Source organism: Fontivita pretiosa (genome assembly GCF_050410795.1).
In the GTDB taxonomy this organism is placed as follows: Bacteria; Planctomycetota; Phycisphaerae; order Tepidisphaerales; family Tepidisphaeraceae; genus Fontivita; species Fontivita pretiosa.
The window spans coordinates 4,686,917-4,702,854 of record NZ_CP191258.1 but is presented as its reverse complement, the minus strand read 5'-3'; the positions used below and the strand labels follow the sequence as shown (position 1 = coordinate 4,702,854).

General features: G+C 63.2%; 14 protein-coding genes and 1 tRNA gene. 9 read left to right on the top strand and 6 right to left on the bottom strand.

Features of this window, described 5'->3' with window-relative positions; translation table 11 throughout:
- Positions 1-7 precede the first annotated feature (7 nt).
- On the bottom strand, positions 8-1,081 hold the full coding sequence (locus ACQS5P_RS19025) for an aldose 1-epimerase (RefSeq protein WP_428938196.1): 1,074 nt from the start codon (positions 1,079-1,081) through the stop codon (positions 8-10).
- Between the two features lie 641 nt (positions 1,082-1,722).
- Here ACQS5P_RS19025 and ACQS5P_RS19020 point away from each other — a divergent pair.
- The 4 genes from ACQS5P_RS19020 to ACQS5P_RS19005 all read left to right on the top strand — a co-directional run bounded on the left by ACQS5P_RS19020 (position 1,723) and on the right by ACQS5P_RS19005 (position 5,090).
- Positions 1,723-2,502 carry a PEP-CTERM sorting domain-containing protein gene (locus ACQS5P_RS19020; RefSeq protein ID WP_428938195.1) on the top strand — a complete coding sequence of 260 codons (780 nt, stop codon included), beginning with the start codon at positions 1,723-1,725 and terminating at the stop codon, positions 2,500-2,502.
- A 174-nt stretch (positions 2,503-2,676) separates the two neighbouring features.
- Positions 2,677-4,122, top strand: coding sequence for a hypothetical protein (locus ACQS5P_RS19015; RefSeq protein WP_428938194.1), 1,446 nt, complete (start codon positions 2,677-2,679; stop codon positions 4,120-4,122).
- A 91-nt stretch (positions 4,123-4,213) separates the two neighbouring features.
- Positions 4,214-4,693 carry a hypothetical protein gene (locus ACQS5P_RS19010; RefSeq protein WP_428938193.1) on the top strand — a complete coding sequence of 160 codons (480 nt, stop codon included), beginning with the start codon at positions 4,214-4,216 and terminating at the stop codon, positions 4,691-4,693.
- A gap of 226 nt (positions 4,694-4,919) precedes the next feature.
- Entirely contained in the window at positions 4,920-5,090 is a 171-nt protein-coding gene (locus tag ACQS5P_RS19005) for a Flp family type IVb pilin (protein WP_428938192.1), read from the top strand.
- Between the two features lie 121 nt (positions 5,091-5,211).
- On the opposite strand, the gene kbl is transcribed toward ACQS5P_RS19005, so the two are convergent.
- Positions 5,212-6,414 carry a glycine C-acetyltransferase gene (kbl, locus tag ACQS5P_RS19000; RefSeq protein ID WP_428938191.1) on the bottom strand — a complete coding sequence of 401 codons (1,203 nt, stop codon included), beginning with the start codon at positions 6,412-6,414 and terminating at the stop codon, positions 5,212-5,214.
- A 90-nt stretch (positions 6,415-6,504) separates the two neighbouring features.
- Here kbl and ACQS5P_RS18995 point away from each other — a divergent pair, with 90 nt between their 5' ends.
- Together ACQS5P_RS18995 and ACQS5P_RS18990 are read left to right on the top strand one after the other, a co-directional pair.
- Positions 6,505-7,491, top strand: a complete 987-nt coding sequence (locus ACQS5P_RS18995; protein WP_428938190.1) for a quinone oxidoreductase family protein — start codon at positions 6,505-6,507, stop codon at positions 7,489-7,491.
- 181 nt (positions 7,492-7,672) lie between these two features.
- Positions 7,673-9,877: a pectate lyase family protein gene (locus tag ACQS5P_RS18990; protein ID WP_428938189.1), complete on the top strand. Its 2,205-nt coding sequence runs from the start codon at positions 7,673-7,675 to the stop codon at positions 9,875-9,877.
- A 419-nt stretch (positions 9,878-10,296) separates the two neighbouring features.
- Here the strand turns inward: ACQS5P_RS18990 and ACQS5P_RS18985 are convergent, their stop codons facing one another.
- Complete coding sequence (locus ACQS5P_RS18985; protein ID WP_428938188.1) at positions 10,297-10,482, bottom strand: hypothetical protein; 186 nt, start codon at positions 10,480-10,482, stop codon at positions 10,297-10,299.
- A 629-nt stretch (positions 10,483-11,111) separates the two neighbouring features.
- Positions 11,112-11,591, bottom strand: coding sequence for a hypothetical protein (locus tag ACQS5P_RS18980; protein ID WP_428938187.1), 480 nt, complete (start codon positions 11,589-11,591; stop codon positions 11,112-11,114).
- A 45-nt stretch (positions 11,592-11,636) separates the two neighbouring features.
- Between ACQS5P_RS18980 and ACQS5P_RS18975 the strand changes: the two genes are divergently transcribed.
- Positions 11,637-11,942 (top strand): hypothetical protein, encoded by a 306-nt coding sequence (locus ACQS5P_RS18975; protein ID WP_428938186.1) that lies wholly within the window; start codon positions 11,637-11,639, stop codon positions 11,940-11,942.
- 422 nt (positions 11,943-12,364) lie between these two features.
- Here ACQS5P_RS18975 and ACQS5P_RS18970 read toward each other — a convergent pair.
- Positions 12,365-12,435, bottom strand: a tRNA-Ala gene (locus ACQS5P_RS18970).
- A 157-nt stretch (positions 12,436-12,592) separates the two neighbouring features.
- Here ACQS5P_RS18970 and ACQS5P_RS18965 point away from each other — a divergent pair.
- Both ACQS5P_RS18965 and ACQS5P_RS18960 read left to right on the top strand, forming a co-directional pair.
- Positions 12,593-13,819 (top strand): 1-acyl-sn-glycerol-3-phosphate acyltransferase, encoded by a 1,227-nt coding sequence (locus tag ACQS5P_RS18965; RefSeq protein WP_428938185.1) that lies wholly within the window; start codon positions 12,593-12,595, stop codon positions 13,817-13,819.
- Between the two features lie 519 nt (positions 13,820-14,338).
- On the top strand, positions 14,339-15,568 hold the full coding sequence (locus ACQS5P_RS18960; RefSeq protein ID WP_428938184.1) for an ammonium transporter: 1,230 nt from the start codon (positions 14,339-14,341) through the stop codon (positions 15,566-15,568).
- Here ACQS5P_RS18960 and ACQS5P_RS18955 read toward each other — a convergent pair.
- Complete coding sequence (locus ACQS5P_RS18955) at positions 15,540-15,899, bottom strand: hypothetical protein (RefSeq protein WP_428938183.1); 360 nt, start codon at positions 15,897-15,899, stop codon at positions 15,540-15,542. The genes ACQS5P_RS18960 and ACQS5P_RS18955 overlap by 29 nt on opposite strands.
- Positions 15,900-15,938: the final 39 nt, after the last annotated feature.

Genomic DNA, 15,938 nt, shown 5'->3' with positions numbered 1-15,938 from the left:
CATTCGGTCAGTGACGTTGAACGACAGTTCCGTCCGGATTCAGTCGGCTGATGCCGCTTCTGGACTCGTAAAAAATGGCCCGCACTTCAGCGGCGACGGATGCGCCCGGCTCCAGCATCCGATGCGTGCCGTGCTCGATCGCCTTGAGCAGCCCCTGACCGGGGATGGTCGTGAACGGCTCGATGGCAAGGGTATGGGCACGGCGGTACCAGGGGTAGCCGCTGGAACTGGACAACTCCTGCCACAGCCAGGCATAGGGAAACACCTCAATCGGCCAGGTCAATCCGATTCCGAAGCCCAGCTCGGTGTTGGTGATGCCGTACCAGCCGACCTCAAAATCGAACAGATAGCCGAGCATGGCAGCGGGTTGAGATTTGGGCGGCACGCGCGACAGGTCGGTTACCGCCTGGCCACGGCTCACATGCGGCCATCGGTAGACGCGGTTGGGTTCCATGGGGTTGTTGCGTGGATCGTAGGCGTCATCGGCGCGGATGGACTTGGCGCCGTGGTCGATTCGGCAGGCGCCGCTGAGAAACGGCTCGCCGAACGCCGGATGGTGGCCCCACATGTACGCCATCGGCTCATCGCCCTCGTTGATGATTCGTTCGGAGAGGATGAGGATGGGCTTGCCCTGCTCGACGCGCATGGTCCGTTCGATGCGGAAGGGGCTGCGCGCCAGCCGGGCGATCAGGCGAATCGAGGCGCTTGAGCCGCCGTCGCTGATTGATTCGATCTCCCAACTGGTCAAGGACGCCTCGCCGTGCATGTTCAGCTCGGCGCCCTTGTATGTGCACGGCGCTCCGCCGTTGGGGAAGATCTCCTGCCAGCCGCCGGGATAGACCTCCAGCCACCGTGCGGTTGAGTCGGCGGTGGAGGGCACTCCGGGCGAAGCGCGCTTCAAGCCCCAGGGGGTTTTCCACAATACGTCGATGTCACGTGGTTTATAAACCAGCCGATAGATGTCAGCACCTTTGTCCAGCCAGACAGTTGCGGCGAGCAGGTCGTTTTCGATAACCGTCGCCCGCAGAGGCAGCTCAGGGTTGGATCTGACGGCGCACTTGGCGTTGGAACTGGATGTCACGGGACATGCCCTCGGAAGCCGACCAAATAGATCATCACGAAAGATGGGCAGAACAATATCTTTATTACGACTGGTTTATCAAGAAAAAAGCTGATGGATTGAAGGCCTCTGAACCACAGGCGTACACGGTGAGTGTGAACTGCCTCATCGCATGGTAAAAATTTCCTGGATTTCTGTTGCGAATGGCGCACAATTATCGATAATACGCTGGTACTGTCATTTCTGTGCTCGTCCGGGAGAAATGCACGAGGTCGTGCGAGCACGTGATTGCGGAGGGCAGAAAATGCGGCCAACCCCCGCGCTGCTTGTCTTTCAAGCCGTTGATCACCTCGCCTGCCCAGGCGCGCACTCAGTGCAGCTCTTCCCTGACCAGATAACTCCGGGCTTTGTTGCGGGCTATTCCAGACCATCACGTGGCTGCAACTTCGATTGGGCTTCGGGACCGGCGGGCGCGGGACTCGTGGCGATGGGCGCACAGAACCCGCTGCCACTGGGCCGGAGGAAGGAGTGATCAGGGCGCAACGAGACGTTACCTGCTCGACTGTTTGTCTTGAAATACTGCGAAAGCTGTTCATTGGGAGAAGTGCATAACGATTGGTTCAGGGGGCTAACGATTGTGGAGGGCAGAACAAATGCGATCCATGCGTGCTCTTGTTGTGGCGGCGGTCGCTGGGCTGACTGCACCGGCGTGGGGCGTCGTCCAGATCACCGAAGATTTCACCACTGATCCCGCCCCGCGAGGCTGGAGCGGCGTGAACAACACCACGCCACCTCAGAACTACGGGTATTCCACCGGTGACGTGACTGGCACGGCCGTCAATCCACCAGGTGGAACGGCCAGTGGTGCAGGCGAGATCGGCGGCAGCATCACCCGCAGGAGCAGCCCGGCAAACTTCTATGGGCTGGATCTCGGTGGCGCGCTAAGCCCGACCACGCCGTTCACGGTGACCGGCGTGTTGAACCTTCATCGTGACGGCGGTTCCGGGGTGTACCTCGGCTACTGCAATGGAGCGTCGAGCTATGGCAGCGGCGGCGACGCCTCGAACTTCCTGGGCGTGCAGTTCGATGACGGCGAGTCGCCGATTCCCATCGCGTTCACGCCTGGCCAGGGCCGCACGCGCGACCTGTCCATTTACTCGCCGCTTCCGAATGACACCACCCTTCCGTTCAGCTTCACTTACGACGGAGCCGGCGCGATGACTGTGGTGATCGACACGAGGACGGCGACCTTGAACATCAGCCCGGGTGACTACAATCCGTGGACGCACTTCGGGATCATGGCGGTGTCGGCCGATGGCGGCACCAGCCAGCTCTGGCTTGACGACCTGAGCGTCACCGCTGTCACTGTGGTTCCGGAACCGGCAAGCGCCGGACTGTTGGCGTTGGGCGCGTTGGCAGGTCTTCGCCGTCGTCGGCGCTGATCGCCCGCGTTCGCGCAATAACTCACCGTTGCGGCAGTAGCCGCTATTGCCACCTGTGCGCGACAGGCTGAACAGGCCTGTCGCGCACTTTTTTCTCCTTCTCACCGAGCAGGCGCGCGCCGGTTTCAGCATGTCGCCTGCAACGTCCGCCGCTCACCGTTGTTTACATCATCGATGAACACTTCAAACTTCCTTCGCGCGCTTCTGTTCGCTTTGACACTGACCCCCACGGTTCTGTCGCAGCAGGCGAACCTCCGCCACCAGGATTTTTCCACCGATCCAGGATGGGAAGGCTTCCGCAACCGCTTGGTTCCCGTTCCCGCGAAGATCACCCGGCAGGACTTCGGTTGGCGCGATACCAACCACGCCAAAGGCGTGCGGCCAGGCGAGATCGGCGGGTGGATCCAGCGGTCGGTCACGCCCGCCTACTACGCCATGCCCATTCCCGTCAAAACCTTCAATGACAAGCTGGTCGCTTCCGGCAAATTCGCCGTCACCCGAGACGATGGAAACAGCGGCATGCTGTTCGGGTTCTTCAACGACAAGTCCCGCGGATGGCGCACGCCCAACTCGCTGACGTTCCGCATCGACGGCAATGGCGGAAAGTACTGGGTCTTTTTCGAATACGGCACGCAACACTGGCTCAGCGGTGGCATCGGCTGTTTCGAGGGCGAACGCTACCAGACGACCAGGACCAAACCGTTCCTTGCCGACGGAACCGTGCATACCTGGAAACTGAGCTACGACCCCGACGCCGCCGCGGGCAAAGGACAAGTCACTTTCACCCTCGACGACAAAACCTACACGCTGGCGCTGGCCGACGGACACAAGGCCGACGGCGCCACCTTCAACCGGTTCGGCATGTTCAACCAGCAGACATCCGGTTCGGGAATGGAGGTCTACTTTGATGACCTGATGCTCGATGGCAAGCCGATCGATCTCGATGGCGATCCGAAATGGGACGCACTGGGCAACCAGGTCGAATTCGAGGATCGGCTGCTGCGACCCTACCATGACTTCGGTTACAGCCCGGACACGACACATGCCGGCGGCGGGCGTGGAGAAATCGGCGGGGCGGTGTGGCGCGATGAGGCGGGCGGGGCGTATTACGCGGATGCAGTCGGGCCTCTCTCGCTGGATGACGAAATCCACGCCTCGGGCAAGGTGGCCTTCACCGCCGCCGGCTCCGACAGCGGCGCGTTCATCGGCTTCTTCGACTCCCAGTCCAAGAGGAGCAAAACGACTCCACACCACGTCGAGCCGGACAGAAACGTGCTGGCGATCCTGATCGAAGGCCCCAGCCGCGTCGGGCACTATTTCCGACCCGCCTGTTACAACAGGGATGCAAAGGGCGAAATCACCGCCGAGGGTCCGCTGATTCGTCCCGACGGACAGGTGCATCAATGGTCGATGGACTACTCTCCCACCGCCGCCGACGGTCGTGGGCGGATTACGGTCAGGTTCGATGACCACGTGCAGACGTACGACTTGGCGCCTGGCATCCGCCAGGCCGGCGCGACCTTCGATCGTTTCGGCATCTTCAACATTCACAGCGGCGGACATTTCGTTCAGGTATGGTTCGATGATCTGAGCTACACCGTCAAGCCTCGAAGCAAATGACAGGCCGGATTTGTCTGCGTCTGCGGGGTGATCTGCCGCAGCGCGCGGTTCGCGTTCGTCATTTCATCGGGCGTTGGGTAACATGCCCGGCATGCAACAACGCAATACCTTGACAGTGACGGTGACGGCGGTGCTGGTGCTGGGCTTGGCAGGTTGCCGGTCGAGCTCGGCGGACAATCCACAGGCCGCGGGGGCATCGGAATCGATCCTCAACCCGGTCGAGGCGACGTTCAATGTCCCGCCCCGGCAGATGGTTGAGAAGATCTGTCAGGTTCTCCAGGCACCGCCGGTCTCATTGAAATGCCAGGACCTGGGCAATGGCGTGATCGTGACGGATTTTGAGCGTCATCCCGGGCAATGGCGCATCGCACGCCGCTGGCAGGAGCGGACGCGCTATCGCATCACGGTGATTCCCGACTGGTCCGACCCATCGGGCAAATGCCGCGTGCAGATCATTGAGCAGACCGAAGTGCGCCACGCCGAGGGCCAGCAGTGGGCTTCCGACCCGCAAGTGCAGCGCCGTTCGCGCGCCGAGCAGATTTTGCGTCGCATACAGCAGGCGGCAGCCTGAACGCAGCCGCAAGCCGCCCGCGCTGCCCACCCTGTCGATCAGGTCCGATATTGCATCCTTTGTTCACCAGCGGATCGCAACGGATCGCGCAACCTAAAGGATTGCGCGCTTTGGACCGATGAGCCAGTGACGGCCGCAGCAGCCTGCTGATGCCAGTTCGCCGCTCTGGAGTGCGCGCGGGTGTTCGCCGGCCAAGGCATGTGCCACTACTCGAAGGAGGTTCGGTATGCGAAAGCTCGTGAAGAAGCTGGATGCGCTGCTGCGTGACGAAGCGGGCGGCGAGGTTCTGGAATACGCATTGATCGCCGGCCTGATCGTTGTGGCCGCCATCGCGATCATCGGTGCGGTGGGCACGAAGGTTGTCGCCCGCTGGACATCGCTGAACGACGGAATGTAAGCTCGCCACCCCGGAACTCAACTGCGGGCGCGCGGTCGGATTCCATGTCCCGGCACCGTCGGTGCGGGCATGCTGACCGCGCGCCCGCGTTTTTTGCGCCCCGACGGAATCCTTACCCCGCTCAGCTCACCGGGCCGCTGATTACGCCCATCTGTTTGCCCACCCTGGTGAAAGCGGCAATGGCCCGGTCAATCTGCTCATCCGTGTGTGCCGCGGAAAGCTGCACCCGGATACGAGCCTGCCCCTCGGGCACAACCGGGTAGCTGAAGCCGATGACGTAGATGCCCTCATCCAGCAGCCGGCGTGCAAACTCCACAGCGAGCCTCGCCTGGCCGAGCATGATCGGGACGATCGGGTGTGTGCCCGGTCTGAGCTGGAAGCCGGCTTGTGCCATGCCCTGGCGAAAGCGTTGGGTGTTGCGTTCCAGTCGATCGCGCAACTCGGTGCTGCCGCTGAGCAGGTCCAGCACCGCCAGCGTGCCGGCAACGATCGGCGGCGCCAGCGCGTTGCTGAACAGGTACGGCCGCGAGCGATTGCGCAGCAGCTCGGCGATCTCCTTTTTCGAAGCGGTGAATCCGCCCGAGGCCCCGCCCAGCGCCTTGCCCAGTGTCGAGGTGATGATGTCCACCCGCCCCATCACGCCGCGATACTCGTGCGTGCCGCGTCCGGCCTGCCCGACGAAGCCGGTGGCGTGGCTGTCATCCACCATCACCATCGCGCCGTACCGCTCGGCCAGCTCGCAAATCTCATCCAGACGCGCGATGTCGCCGTCCATGCTGAACACGCCGTCGGTGGCGATCATCCGCAGGCGGGCATCAGCGCACTCCCTGAGTTTGGCCTCCAGGTCGTTTATGTCATCGTGTTGGAAGCGATATCGCCGGGCCTTGCACAGCCGGATCCCGTCGATGATCGACGCATGGTTCAGCGCGTCCGAGAGCACCGCGTCCTCCGGCCCGAGCAGCGTTTCGAACAATCCGCCGTTGGCGTCGAAGCACGAGCTGTACAGGACGGCATCTTCCGTGCCGACGAACTCGGCCAGGCGATGCTCGAGCTGTTTGTGCAGATCCTGTGTGCCGCAGATGAAGCGGACGCTGGACATTCCGTAGCCGCGCGTATCCAGCGCCCGATGCGCCGCCTCGATGACCCTGGGGTGATTCGACAGGCCCAGATAGTTGTTGGCGCAGAAATTGAGCACCGTACGCCCGTTGACGAGAATCTCCGTTCCCTGCGGCGAGGTGATGATCCGTTCGTCCTTATAGAGTCCGGCGTCGCGAATCTGCCGCAACTGGTCCGCAAAATGGGATCTGACATTTTCGTCGAGCATGCGGGTATTCTATCCTACGACGGGCTTGCAGCCCGAGGTTGACAATGGACGCTTGGCGCAAGCCCGCGTGACCGGACGGAGACACCGCACATGAAAGCCTGGATCATCGAGAGCTTCGACGGCATCGACAAAGCCAGACTCGCCGAAGTCCCCGATCCCAGACCGGCCGCGGGCGAGGCGCTGCTGAAAGTGCGTTTCGCCGCGCTCAACCCCGCCGACGCGTACCTGGCGCAGGGGCAGTATCCGGCCAAGCCCCCCCTGCCACACATTCTCGGTCGCGACGGGATGGGACAGATCGTCGAGCTGGGCGCCGGCGTGTCGAGCCTGCGAGTCGGGCAAAAGCAGGTTGTGCTTCGTGGCGAGGTTGGCATCACGCGATGGGGAACCCTTGCACAGCTCGTCAGCGTCCCGGTTGGGTCGCTGGTGGATGTCCCCCAGGGCTGGACGGACCAGCAGGCCGCTGGCGCCACACTCGTGTACCTGACGGCCTACCAGGCGATTACCCAGTGGCCTGACCTTCCCCAGCAGGCGGTGATTCTGATCAGCGGTGCCTCCGGCGGCGTGGGTGTGGCCAGCACGCAACTGGCGCCGGCGATGGGACACACCGTCGTCGGCCTGTCGCGCGATCCGGTCAAGCGTCAGAAACTCAAGTCCCTGGGCATGCATCACGTGCTGGATCCAACCGACCCGCAGTGGCGAACGACCCTCAAGGCGCTGCTGGGCGAACGACGTGTGGACCTGGTCATCGACAACGTCGGCGGCAGCCTCTTTCCCGAATTGCTGGCCACGCTCGCAGACCGCGGGCGAGTCAGCGTCGTCGGGCGACTGGCAGGGCCCGTGCCTCAGTTCAACACCGCCTCGCTGCTGTTCCGGCGAATCAGAATCGGCGGAGTCGCGGTGGGTGCGTACACCAACGCCGAGGCACGCCAGGCATGGGACCAGATCCTCATGCTTCTGTCGCGGATCAACGCCCGGCCGCTGGTCGATCGGGTCTTCGCGTTCGATCAGCTTCCTGAGGCGTTTGCGTATCTTGCCCGCGGGCCGATGGGCAAGGTGTTGCTGGCGGTCGGCGAGTGACGCGCCGGCTCGCCCTGCGGTCGCGGCTTCAACATCTGTTGCGCTGGTTGGTAAACAGTTTACGCACACCTGCAATGTTTCCGATGGAGACTGCGGGTATAGTCGCGGCGGGCGCGGCGCATCAGACGTCGCCGCAAGCCGCTTGAACTTCACACTCTTGTTGCCCAAAGGTCCAAACCCCATGCACTGTCGTCTCGCCACGTGGATCATCGTCGCCGCCGTGGCCCTTCACGCACTGGCCCGCAGCGCATTGGCCACGCCGCTGCGCGTGGACATCAACGCCGACAACGATCGCCGCGACATGCTCAGCCACACCTGCCACAACTGGCGGGTGTCCGACGGCGCCTCGGCTTCGCAGCGATTCGGCGATCTGCTGCTGACCCTTCGCGCCACAAAAGGCACCATCCGTGGCGATCTGTGGAAAGGCGGCATCGATCACAACGCACCGTTCGCAAACGACGGAGTCTACGTCCACAGCGACGATCGCGCCGGCTCGCTGGAGCTGGTCATCTCGGGCCTTTCGCCCGGCCGGCATTCGATCACAACCTACCACAACGCGACCGGGCCAGACGCCGATACAACCTTCGACGTGCTCGTCAACGGCACGCCGGTGCTTCAGGGCCTGAGGCAATCCGCCCGCGTGGAGAACGATGACGATGCCGCCACTGCGTTCGTCCAGGTGCAGGCCGAGGCGGGCAAAGACCTGGTGCTCAGCTTTCGCAGCTCCGGCGGGGCAGTGATGCTGAACGGGATCGAGATCGATCACTCGGACCCGAAACGGCGGGCCTCGCGTCCTTCGCCGCCGAATGGCGACCTGCATGCCGACTGTCAGACGTTGCGCTGGGCAACCCCGACCGGGGCAGAACGATTCCACGTGTATCTCGGCGAAGACGAATCCGCCGTCGCCGACGCCGCCCCCGAATCCCCCCTGTTCCGTGGCGAGATCTCTCAGTCGCAATTCTCGACTGCGAACATGCGGCTGAACAACATGCGACGCTACTACTGGCGGGTGGACACGATCCAGAACGACGGACAAGTGATCAGGGGCCAGGTGTGGCATTTCCGCCCGCGGCAACTGGCGTTCCCCGGGGCCGAAGGATACGGGCGATTCGCGATCGGCGGACGCGGGGGAAAAGTCTACGAAGTCACGACGCTGGAAGACGGCGGGCCCGGCTCGCTGCGCGAGGCGGTCGAAGCCGAAGGCCCGCGCACCGTCGTATTCCGCGTCGGTGGGACCATCAAGCTCAAGAGCAAACTTATCATCCGCAACCCCTACATCACGATCGCCGGGCAGACCGCGCCGGGGGATGGCATCTGCATCGGCGGGTACACCTTCGGCAACTTGGGCACGCACGACACGATCATCCGCTACGTGCGAATCCGCGTCGGGGATGAGTCCAGACAGACGATGGACGGCACCGGCTTCGCCGCCACCGATCATGCCATCATCGATCACTGCTCGATCAGTTGGAGCCAGGACGAGGCGGTGAGTTCGCGCGGCGCCAGGAACATCACGCTCCAGCGCTGCATCGTGGCCGACGCGCTCAATGTCGCCAACCATCGCAACTACCGCCCGGGCACCATGCACGGCTACGCCGGCAGCATCTCCGGAAACATCGGCAGCTTCCACCACAACCTGATCGCCAACTGCGCCGGGCGGAACTGGAGCCTGGCCGGGGGCTTTGCGCACCGTGGCGACAAGTTCGCCGGATTCCTCGATATCCGAAACAACGTCTGCTACAACTGGGTCCATCGCACGACCGACGGCGGCGTGAGGAAGGTCAACTTCGTCGGCAACTACTACATCCCCGGTCCGGCATCGCGGGTCTTTCACTTCGTCATCGCGCGTATCGAGAATCCCCTGCCCACCGACGTGCAGCAGTTCTACATCCAGGGTAATGTCATGGAGGGCTACCCGCAGTACGAGCCGGACAACTGGGCCAACGGCGGCGTGCGGTACAACCCACGAGAGCTGCCGGCCATCAAACTCGACGAGCCGTTCTGCGAATCCTACATCACCGAGCATTCCGCCAGACAGGCGTACGAAAGCGTGATGGCCGACGTGGGCGCGAATATCCCGCGGCTGGATCCAGTGGACGCGCGGATCATCAAAGACGTGCTCAATCGCTCGTTCACCTACAAGGGCAGCCGCAGCGGCCTGCCCGGCGTGATCGACTCGCAGAAGGACAGCGGCGGCTTCCCCGAACTGCGAGGTGGCCCCGCGCCCCAGGACAGCGACCACGACGGCATGCCCGATGACTGGGAAACCCAGCGCGGGTTGAATCCCCGCGATCCGACCGACGGCAACGCCGACTCCACCGGCGACGGCTACACCAACCTCGAGAAATACCTGAACTGGATCGTGGAAAGCCGCCGGGCAGTGTGAACAGAACAGATGAAGCGCCAAGCTGCGCCAAGTAGCGCCAAGTAAGGATGTCTCGAGCGCAGTGCCTTGGCGCTCCTTGGTGCCCTTGGCGCTTTGATTTGTTGTCCTGGCACAGATCTGAATGACCCGTAAAGAGCGATATCTGAATGGGGATTGGCGATTCATCCGCGCGGATGTGGATGGCGCCCAGCGAGTCGACTTCGATGATGGCGCGTGGCAGCGCGTTGGGCTGCCGCATAGGCCGCCGAGGGCTTGATTCTCGATCAAGCGGCACACCGGGCTGTCGCCAGCAGCAGAAACGTCGTGCCAGGGCCTGCTGCGGTCGGGTAGATTACATTGCGCACGGGTCTGGCCGATCGTCTCTCGGGTCGCGACGGAGCAGTTGGTTTCTGCTCTCCGCGAAGAAATGGCCTGTCATGTCACCCCTCCAGGGCATGCGCGGAACTGCGGCTGTGATCGCCACTGGCATCTGTCTGATGGTTCCATCCGCTGCGCGGGCCGAGTTGACCTACGACCTCCGCGCCGCCGACGGCGGCAAGGCGGTCCAGGTCGATCGCGTCGGACAGGTCGTGCGCCTGGAACTGTACGCCATCGTCCAGGGCCATGATGGGATCGACAACGAGACGTTCTACGATGGGTGGGTCAGGATCGTCAGCAACGATGCCAGAGCGTTGAGCACGATGCGTGGTGACTTTGCACCACTGTCGCATTCATCCGTATTCGGACGAGGGCCTGTCCAAGGCGGTAGTCCAACAGACATCGACGGGGACGCTGACTTGGATTTGGGTGGGTTGGTTGGAAACTCATCGTTCATCTTCGTGCGAGGATTTGATCTAGGCGCGCCGGCTCCTGTTGGGGCTCGCATCTCGTTCCACGGCAATCTCGACGCCGAGGAGTTCCTATTGGGAACCGTGGAGCTCTCAGTCAGGACCCTCGGTGGGCCAATGGCGCTGAGCGCGGAACGAGCAAATACTCTGTTCGCGCCGGCTGCGTTGTACGTTCAGGATGGAAAGAGCACGTCAGTCTACCCGTGGGACGTACCGGTTCAGGGTACAGATTCGGGTGCCGCGCCGCTGCAAGTCAGCATGGCGCCGGAACCCTTGTTCGGTCCAATGCTCCTCTTTCTGCTCCCGGCGCTTCGGATGCCGGGTAGACGCGTCGGCGGGTGCGCTGTCAAAACCGGAGGAATCTGAAGGGACCAAGTACCGATACCGCCACCGTTGACTGTGCGCAACTATCTTCGGGGTAACGACGCGCGTACTGACGTGCTTCGTCCGTGACGCCCCAAGTACCAGGCACAAGCAGCGGCGACGGATATAGCTGTCGGAACGCGGGTAGGTTCTGGGATCACCCCGGCTTGGATCGCCCGCAGCGCCACGGTATACTCAGTACCAAACATTCTGCTGTGATAGGCAACGGTGGATTCGGCCAGTGGGCCGCCCTGGTTTATGTACGCGTTGTCGATCAGGGCGTAGTCGGTGGCGTCGATCACGCCGGAGTAGTCGAAGTCGCCGTTGATCCAGCCGGTGAGGCGGTTGACGTACCCATTGTCGATAAGCGAGTAGTCCGTCGCATCAATCACTCCGGTCAGATCGGCATCGCCGAAGTAGGTGAACTTTACGAGCACTTCATTGCCGGAAACCGTCTCACCGGCAAAGCTCGTATAGAAGGGATCCCCAGGACCGCCAAATTGGGCATCGGTGTTCCACAGCACGCGACGTAGAGGAAGCTGCCCGCCGTGGCGTTCTGTTGGGCGGCATTGCTGCTGCTGATCCCGTTGCCTCGCCAATCGAAGCTCCCTCCGTTCTCCAGGCCGCTCTTGATCTGCGCCGTCACGAGCGACAGGCTTCCTTCATCGACGATGAGCGCGTTGTTGTTCAGATCCAGCCGGCCGGTCGGTGAGCTGCCGCCGGCAATGATCAACTGTCCCGCCGGCCGTCGCGTGGTGCCGGCCGAAGAGTTGGCCGTCCCTTTGGCGGTGATGCGCATCGTGGCGCCGGCGGCGATGGAGAGCGCGCCGCTGACGGGCGGCTTGCTGACGATGCGCCTGGTATCTTCCAGGTAGGTAGATTCTACCCGTGTAGATCAACACGCTTGGCGTGCGTGTCCCAGGCTCAGAGGTCTCAGCACCAGAAAGCCGAACGGTTCCTGTGCGAGGACATTGGCACAACGCTGTGTAGGTGGACGGCGAACCGGCCGCCGGATGAGCCGTCGTTGCCCGCGCTGGCGACGTTTCCGCCGGGGAGGGTAATGCGGCATGATGTGCGGGCAGCCAGCATCCCCCTGCCGGTTTGACAGCGACACGCCCGCTGTCATTCGCCGCCCGGCACTTACTGCACGCGACCTGGTTCGCCTTGCGCCTGTCGTCCGGGGTGGCGCAACCGGGGCGATTCAGCGATGCGGGAACCACGTAAAAGCCACGTTCATGTCCAGGTGCAGGACGTGATCGCCGCTGTCCAAGGGTAACCTGCTATTTCGGCTGGGAAATGGAGCCACGGGGAATCGAACCCCGATTTGCTGAATGCGATTCAGCCGTCATCCCGTTAGACCATGGCCCCGCGGATACCACGCGGTAGTCTGGGGGATTCTAGTAACCCCACACGCCACGTCAAGTTCGCCCAGACCTGATCGCGAGCTGTCCCGGGCGGCGGCCATGCCCGCCGCTGCACCCCGGCGGGGTTGATTCTCCCCATCGGGGGTTTCTATTCTGCCCACATGATCGATCTGGTCAGCGAAAGACCGTATGTGCCTGTGCCGCCCTATCATGGCAGGCTCTGGCCGGCACTGCTGATGCGTATCGTGCCCTGGTATCTGCGAAAGCAATACGGCGTGCACCGCGTCCAGTGCGTGAATGCCGAACGGCTGGCCGAGTCGATCCGTGCGGGCCATGGCATCGTTCTGGCGCCCAATCACTGCCGCGACGAAGACCCGATTGTCCTGGGCGTTCTGGCAAGGTGTGTCCAATCGCCTTTTTTCATCATGGCGAGCTGGCATCTGTTCATGCGAGGCGGTCTGAAAGCGTGGCTGGTACGTCGTGCCGGCGCGTTCAGCGTGTACCGCGAAGGGATCGACCGCGCCGCGGTCAACAGCGCCATCCAGATCCTCGAGCACGCCAGCCGCCCGCTGGTCATCTTCCCTGAAGGCTTCATCGCGCGAACCAACGACCGAATCAACGAACTGTTGGAAGGTACCGCCCTGATCGCGCGCACCGCCGCAAAGAAGCGCGCCAAAATGGACCCGCCGCGGAAGGTCGTCGTCCATCCTGTCGCCATCCGTTACCGGTTCCATGGCGACATCGACGCCGCGGCCACTCGGGTGCTGGACGAGATCGAAACGCGCCTGAGCTGGCGACCAAACCGTCATCTGACGCTGCTGGAAAGGATCTACAAGGTTGGCGAGGCGCTGCTGACGCTTAAGGAGCTGCAATACCTTGGCCGACCTCAGACCGGCGACATCGCCACACGCCTGCCCAGCCTCATCAACGCTATCCTCTGGCCGCTGGAAGACGAATGGACCGCTGGCGATCACAGCGGCTCGACCAATGCACGCGTCAAACGACTCCGCGCCGCGATCTTGCCCGACATGATCAAGGCAGAACTTGACGAACCCGAACGGCAACGCCGCTGGCGGCAACTCGAAGACGTCTACCTGGCCAACCTCGTCGCCCATTTCCCGCCAGATTACGTCAAGTCCAATCCTACCCCCGAGCGGATTCTGGAAACGCTGGAAAAGTTCGAGGAGGGACTGACCGATCGCCTGCGCGTCCATGGCGAGCTGTCGGCGACGGTGACCGTCGGCCAGGCGATCCAGGTCCAGCCCGCACGCGAACGACCTGCCAACGGCGCTGATCCGCTTCTGATACAGATCGAATCACAGCTCAGGCAAATGCTGGGGATCGAACCGGCGCCAAGTGCAAATCAGAGTCAGGCACTCGATTCGTAGCCGGCGCGACCATGCTTTCACAAGCGCGCGCAAATGAGGACGCGGTTGTGCCTCACGTCGGTGCGACCGGCGTTCCGGCCCCTGCGACCGAATTCCAGCAGCAGCACGTTGAGCCAGTTGTGGCATGGCCGTCCCGGCCATGCAGGATGCGCTCGAATTCGAGAGTCTGATCTTGAGGCTCGTCATCATGCCGCTTAGCACAGGCTCGACGCCTGTCGTTTATACACATCCTGGACCAGGTGCGCGCGATGCCAGCGGAGATCCAAATCGCTCTGGGGCCCCAAAACAAGGCCTCCCAGAAATGTGTATAAAACGTCAGGCGGGACGTGCCACAGGCGGGCGCGCTCGTGCTCGCATTCCTGCGCAGGGGCTGAAGCGATCATTTCACGATCCCCCGCAGTCCCGCAAATCCGGGAACACCCTTTAAAGCGCCATCTGTTGCAACGCCTGTACGCGGTGGCGGGCTTCGGCTAAAAATGTATCCCGCCTGCGCGGAACCAACTCGCCGGGAAGGAAGACATGAACATGGACACGGGCGGCTGGATGGTGCTCATCCTGGCAGGGGCGACAACGCTCGTACGTGCCGGACAGTTGCTGGGCGCGATGGGGCTGGTGCGCGCCAAAAACGTCGCCTCCACCGGATTCCGCATCCTGATGGATCTGTGCATCTCCGCGTTGTGTTTCTGGGCCGTCGGCGCAGCGATCCTGTTTCAGGTCCGAAACCCCGTCCTGGGCGTTCGACTGGAGTATCTGCTGGGCATGGGCGAGCTTCCCGCCGACTGGTTGCGCATGCTTGCGGCAGTGTTGATCGCCACGGGGATCGTCTCGCCCGCAGTGGCGGAAAGATCGAAGCTCGTGGTGCCGCTGGCGGCCGCGGCGCTACTGGCGACGCTGCTCGTGCCGCTGCTGCTGCACTGGACCACACGCGGATGGCTCAGTCAGCTTGGCCTGATCGACACCGCAGGCGCCGCCGCTGTGCAACTGGCCGGCGGCGCATGCGCCGCCACCGCCGCGTTCTTCGTCGGCCCGCGACAAAACAAATACAACCGCGACGGATCCTCCAATATGATCCCGGGACACAACATCCCGCTGATGCTCCTGGGCACGATGCTAATACTGATCGGGTGGATCGCCTATGTCGCGATGATGGCTTTCCCCGCTGCCGGGCCGGTGGCTGGCGCGGCCAGGGGTGCCCACATCCCCGCCAATGTGCTGGTCGCCGCCGCCGCCGCAGGGTTGCTCAGCCTCGTCGTCGCACGCATCCGCTACGGCAAGGCCGATGTGCTGCTGAGCTGTGCCGGGATCCTGGGAGGATTGGTATCCATCACGGCGGCGGCGGGAACCGTGCGCAGCCCCGCGGCGTTCGTCATCGGCGCCGTGGCCGGAATCCTCGTGCCCTGGATGCTGGTCAGCCTGGATCTGCGGGTCAAACTCGACGACCCGGGCGGTGTGGTCGCCATTCACGGCGTCGGCGCCATCTGGGCATTGCTGGCTGCGGGAATCTTCCGTTATGCCTCACTTGAACAATGGCTGTGGGGGCTGGCTATCCAGGCGCTGGCCATCGGCGCGGTGCTCAGCCTCGTCGTCGCCTGTACCGCCGGACTCATGCTGGCCCTGCACGCCACCACCGGCCTGCGCGCCGCCGACGCCGAGGAGTATGACGGCCTGGACCTGGCCGAGCACGACATCAATGCCCATCCCGACTTCCAGCAGACCATGATCAAGAGCTATCACCTGCGCGAAGCGTGAGAAAATAACGAACCCGCAACGCTGCACTCGCCCCCGCCGAGCTGACCGTGTGATCCCGGTAAACGCGATTGGAGTTTCGGTCGTAGCCGTGGCCGAAGCGCTCGCGGTCGGCGCTGGCCCCGTAATCCCGCCAGAGCTGGTCCACCACCCGCCCGAAGCGGTCCAGGCCGGAGTAGGTGCCGCTGGTGCCGCCCCACAGGTCCAGGCGGACCTGCGGCTGGGGATGGTCCCGCCGCACGATCGAGCCGCCGCCCAGGTACGTGTAGCTGGCGTAGGTCGTGGCGCCCTGCTTGATGCTGGCGATGCGGTTCAGCACGTCGTCGCTGCACATGAGGTCAGTCCGTGCGCCTAAGAATAACGCAGCACCGAA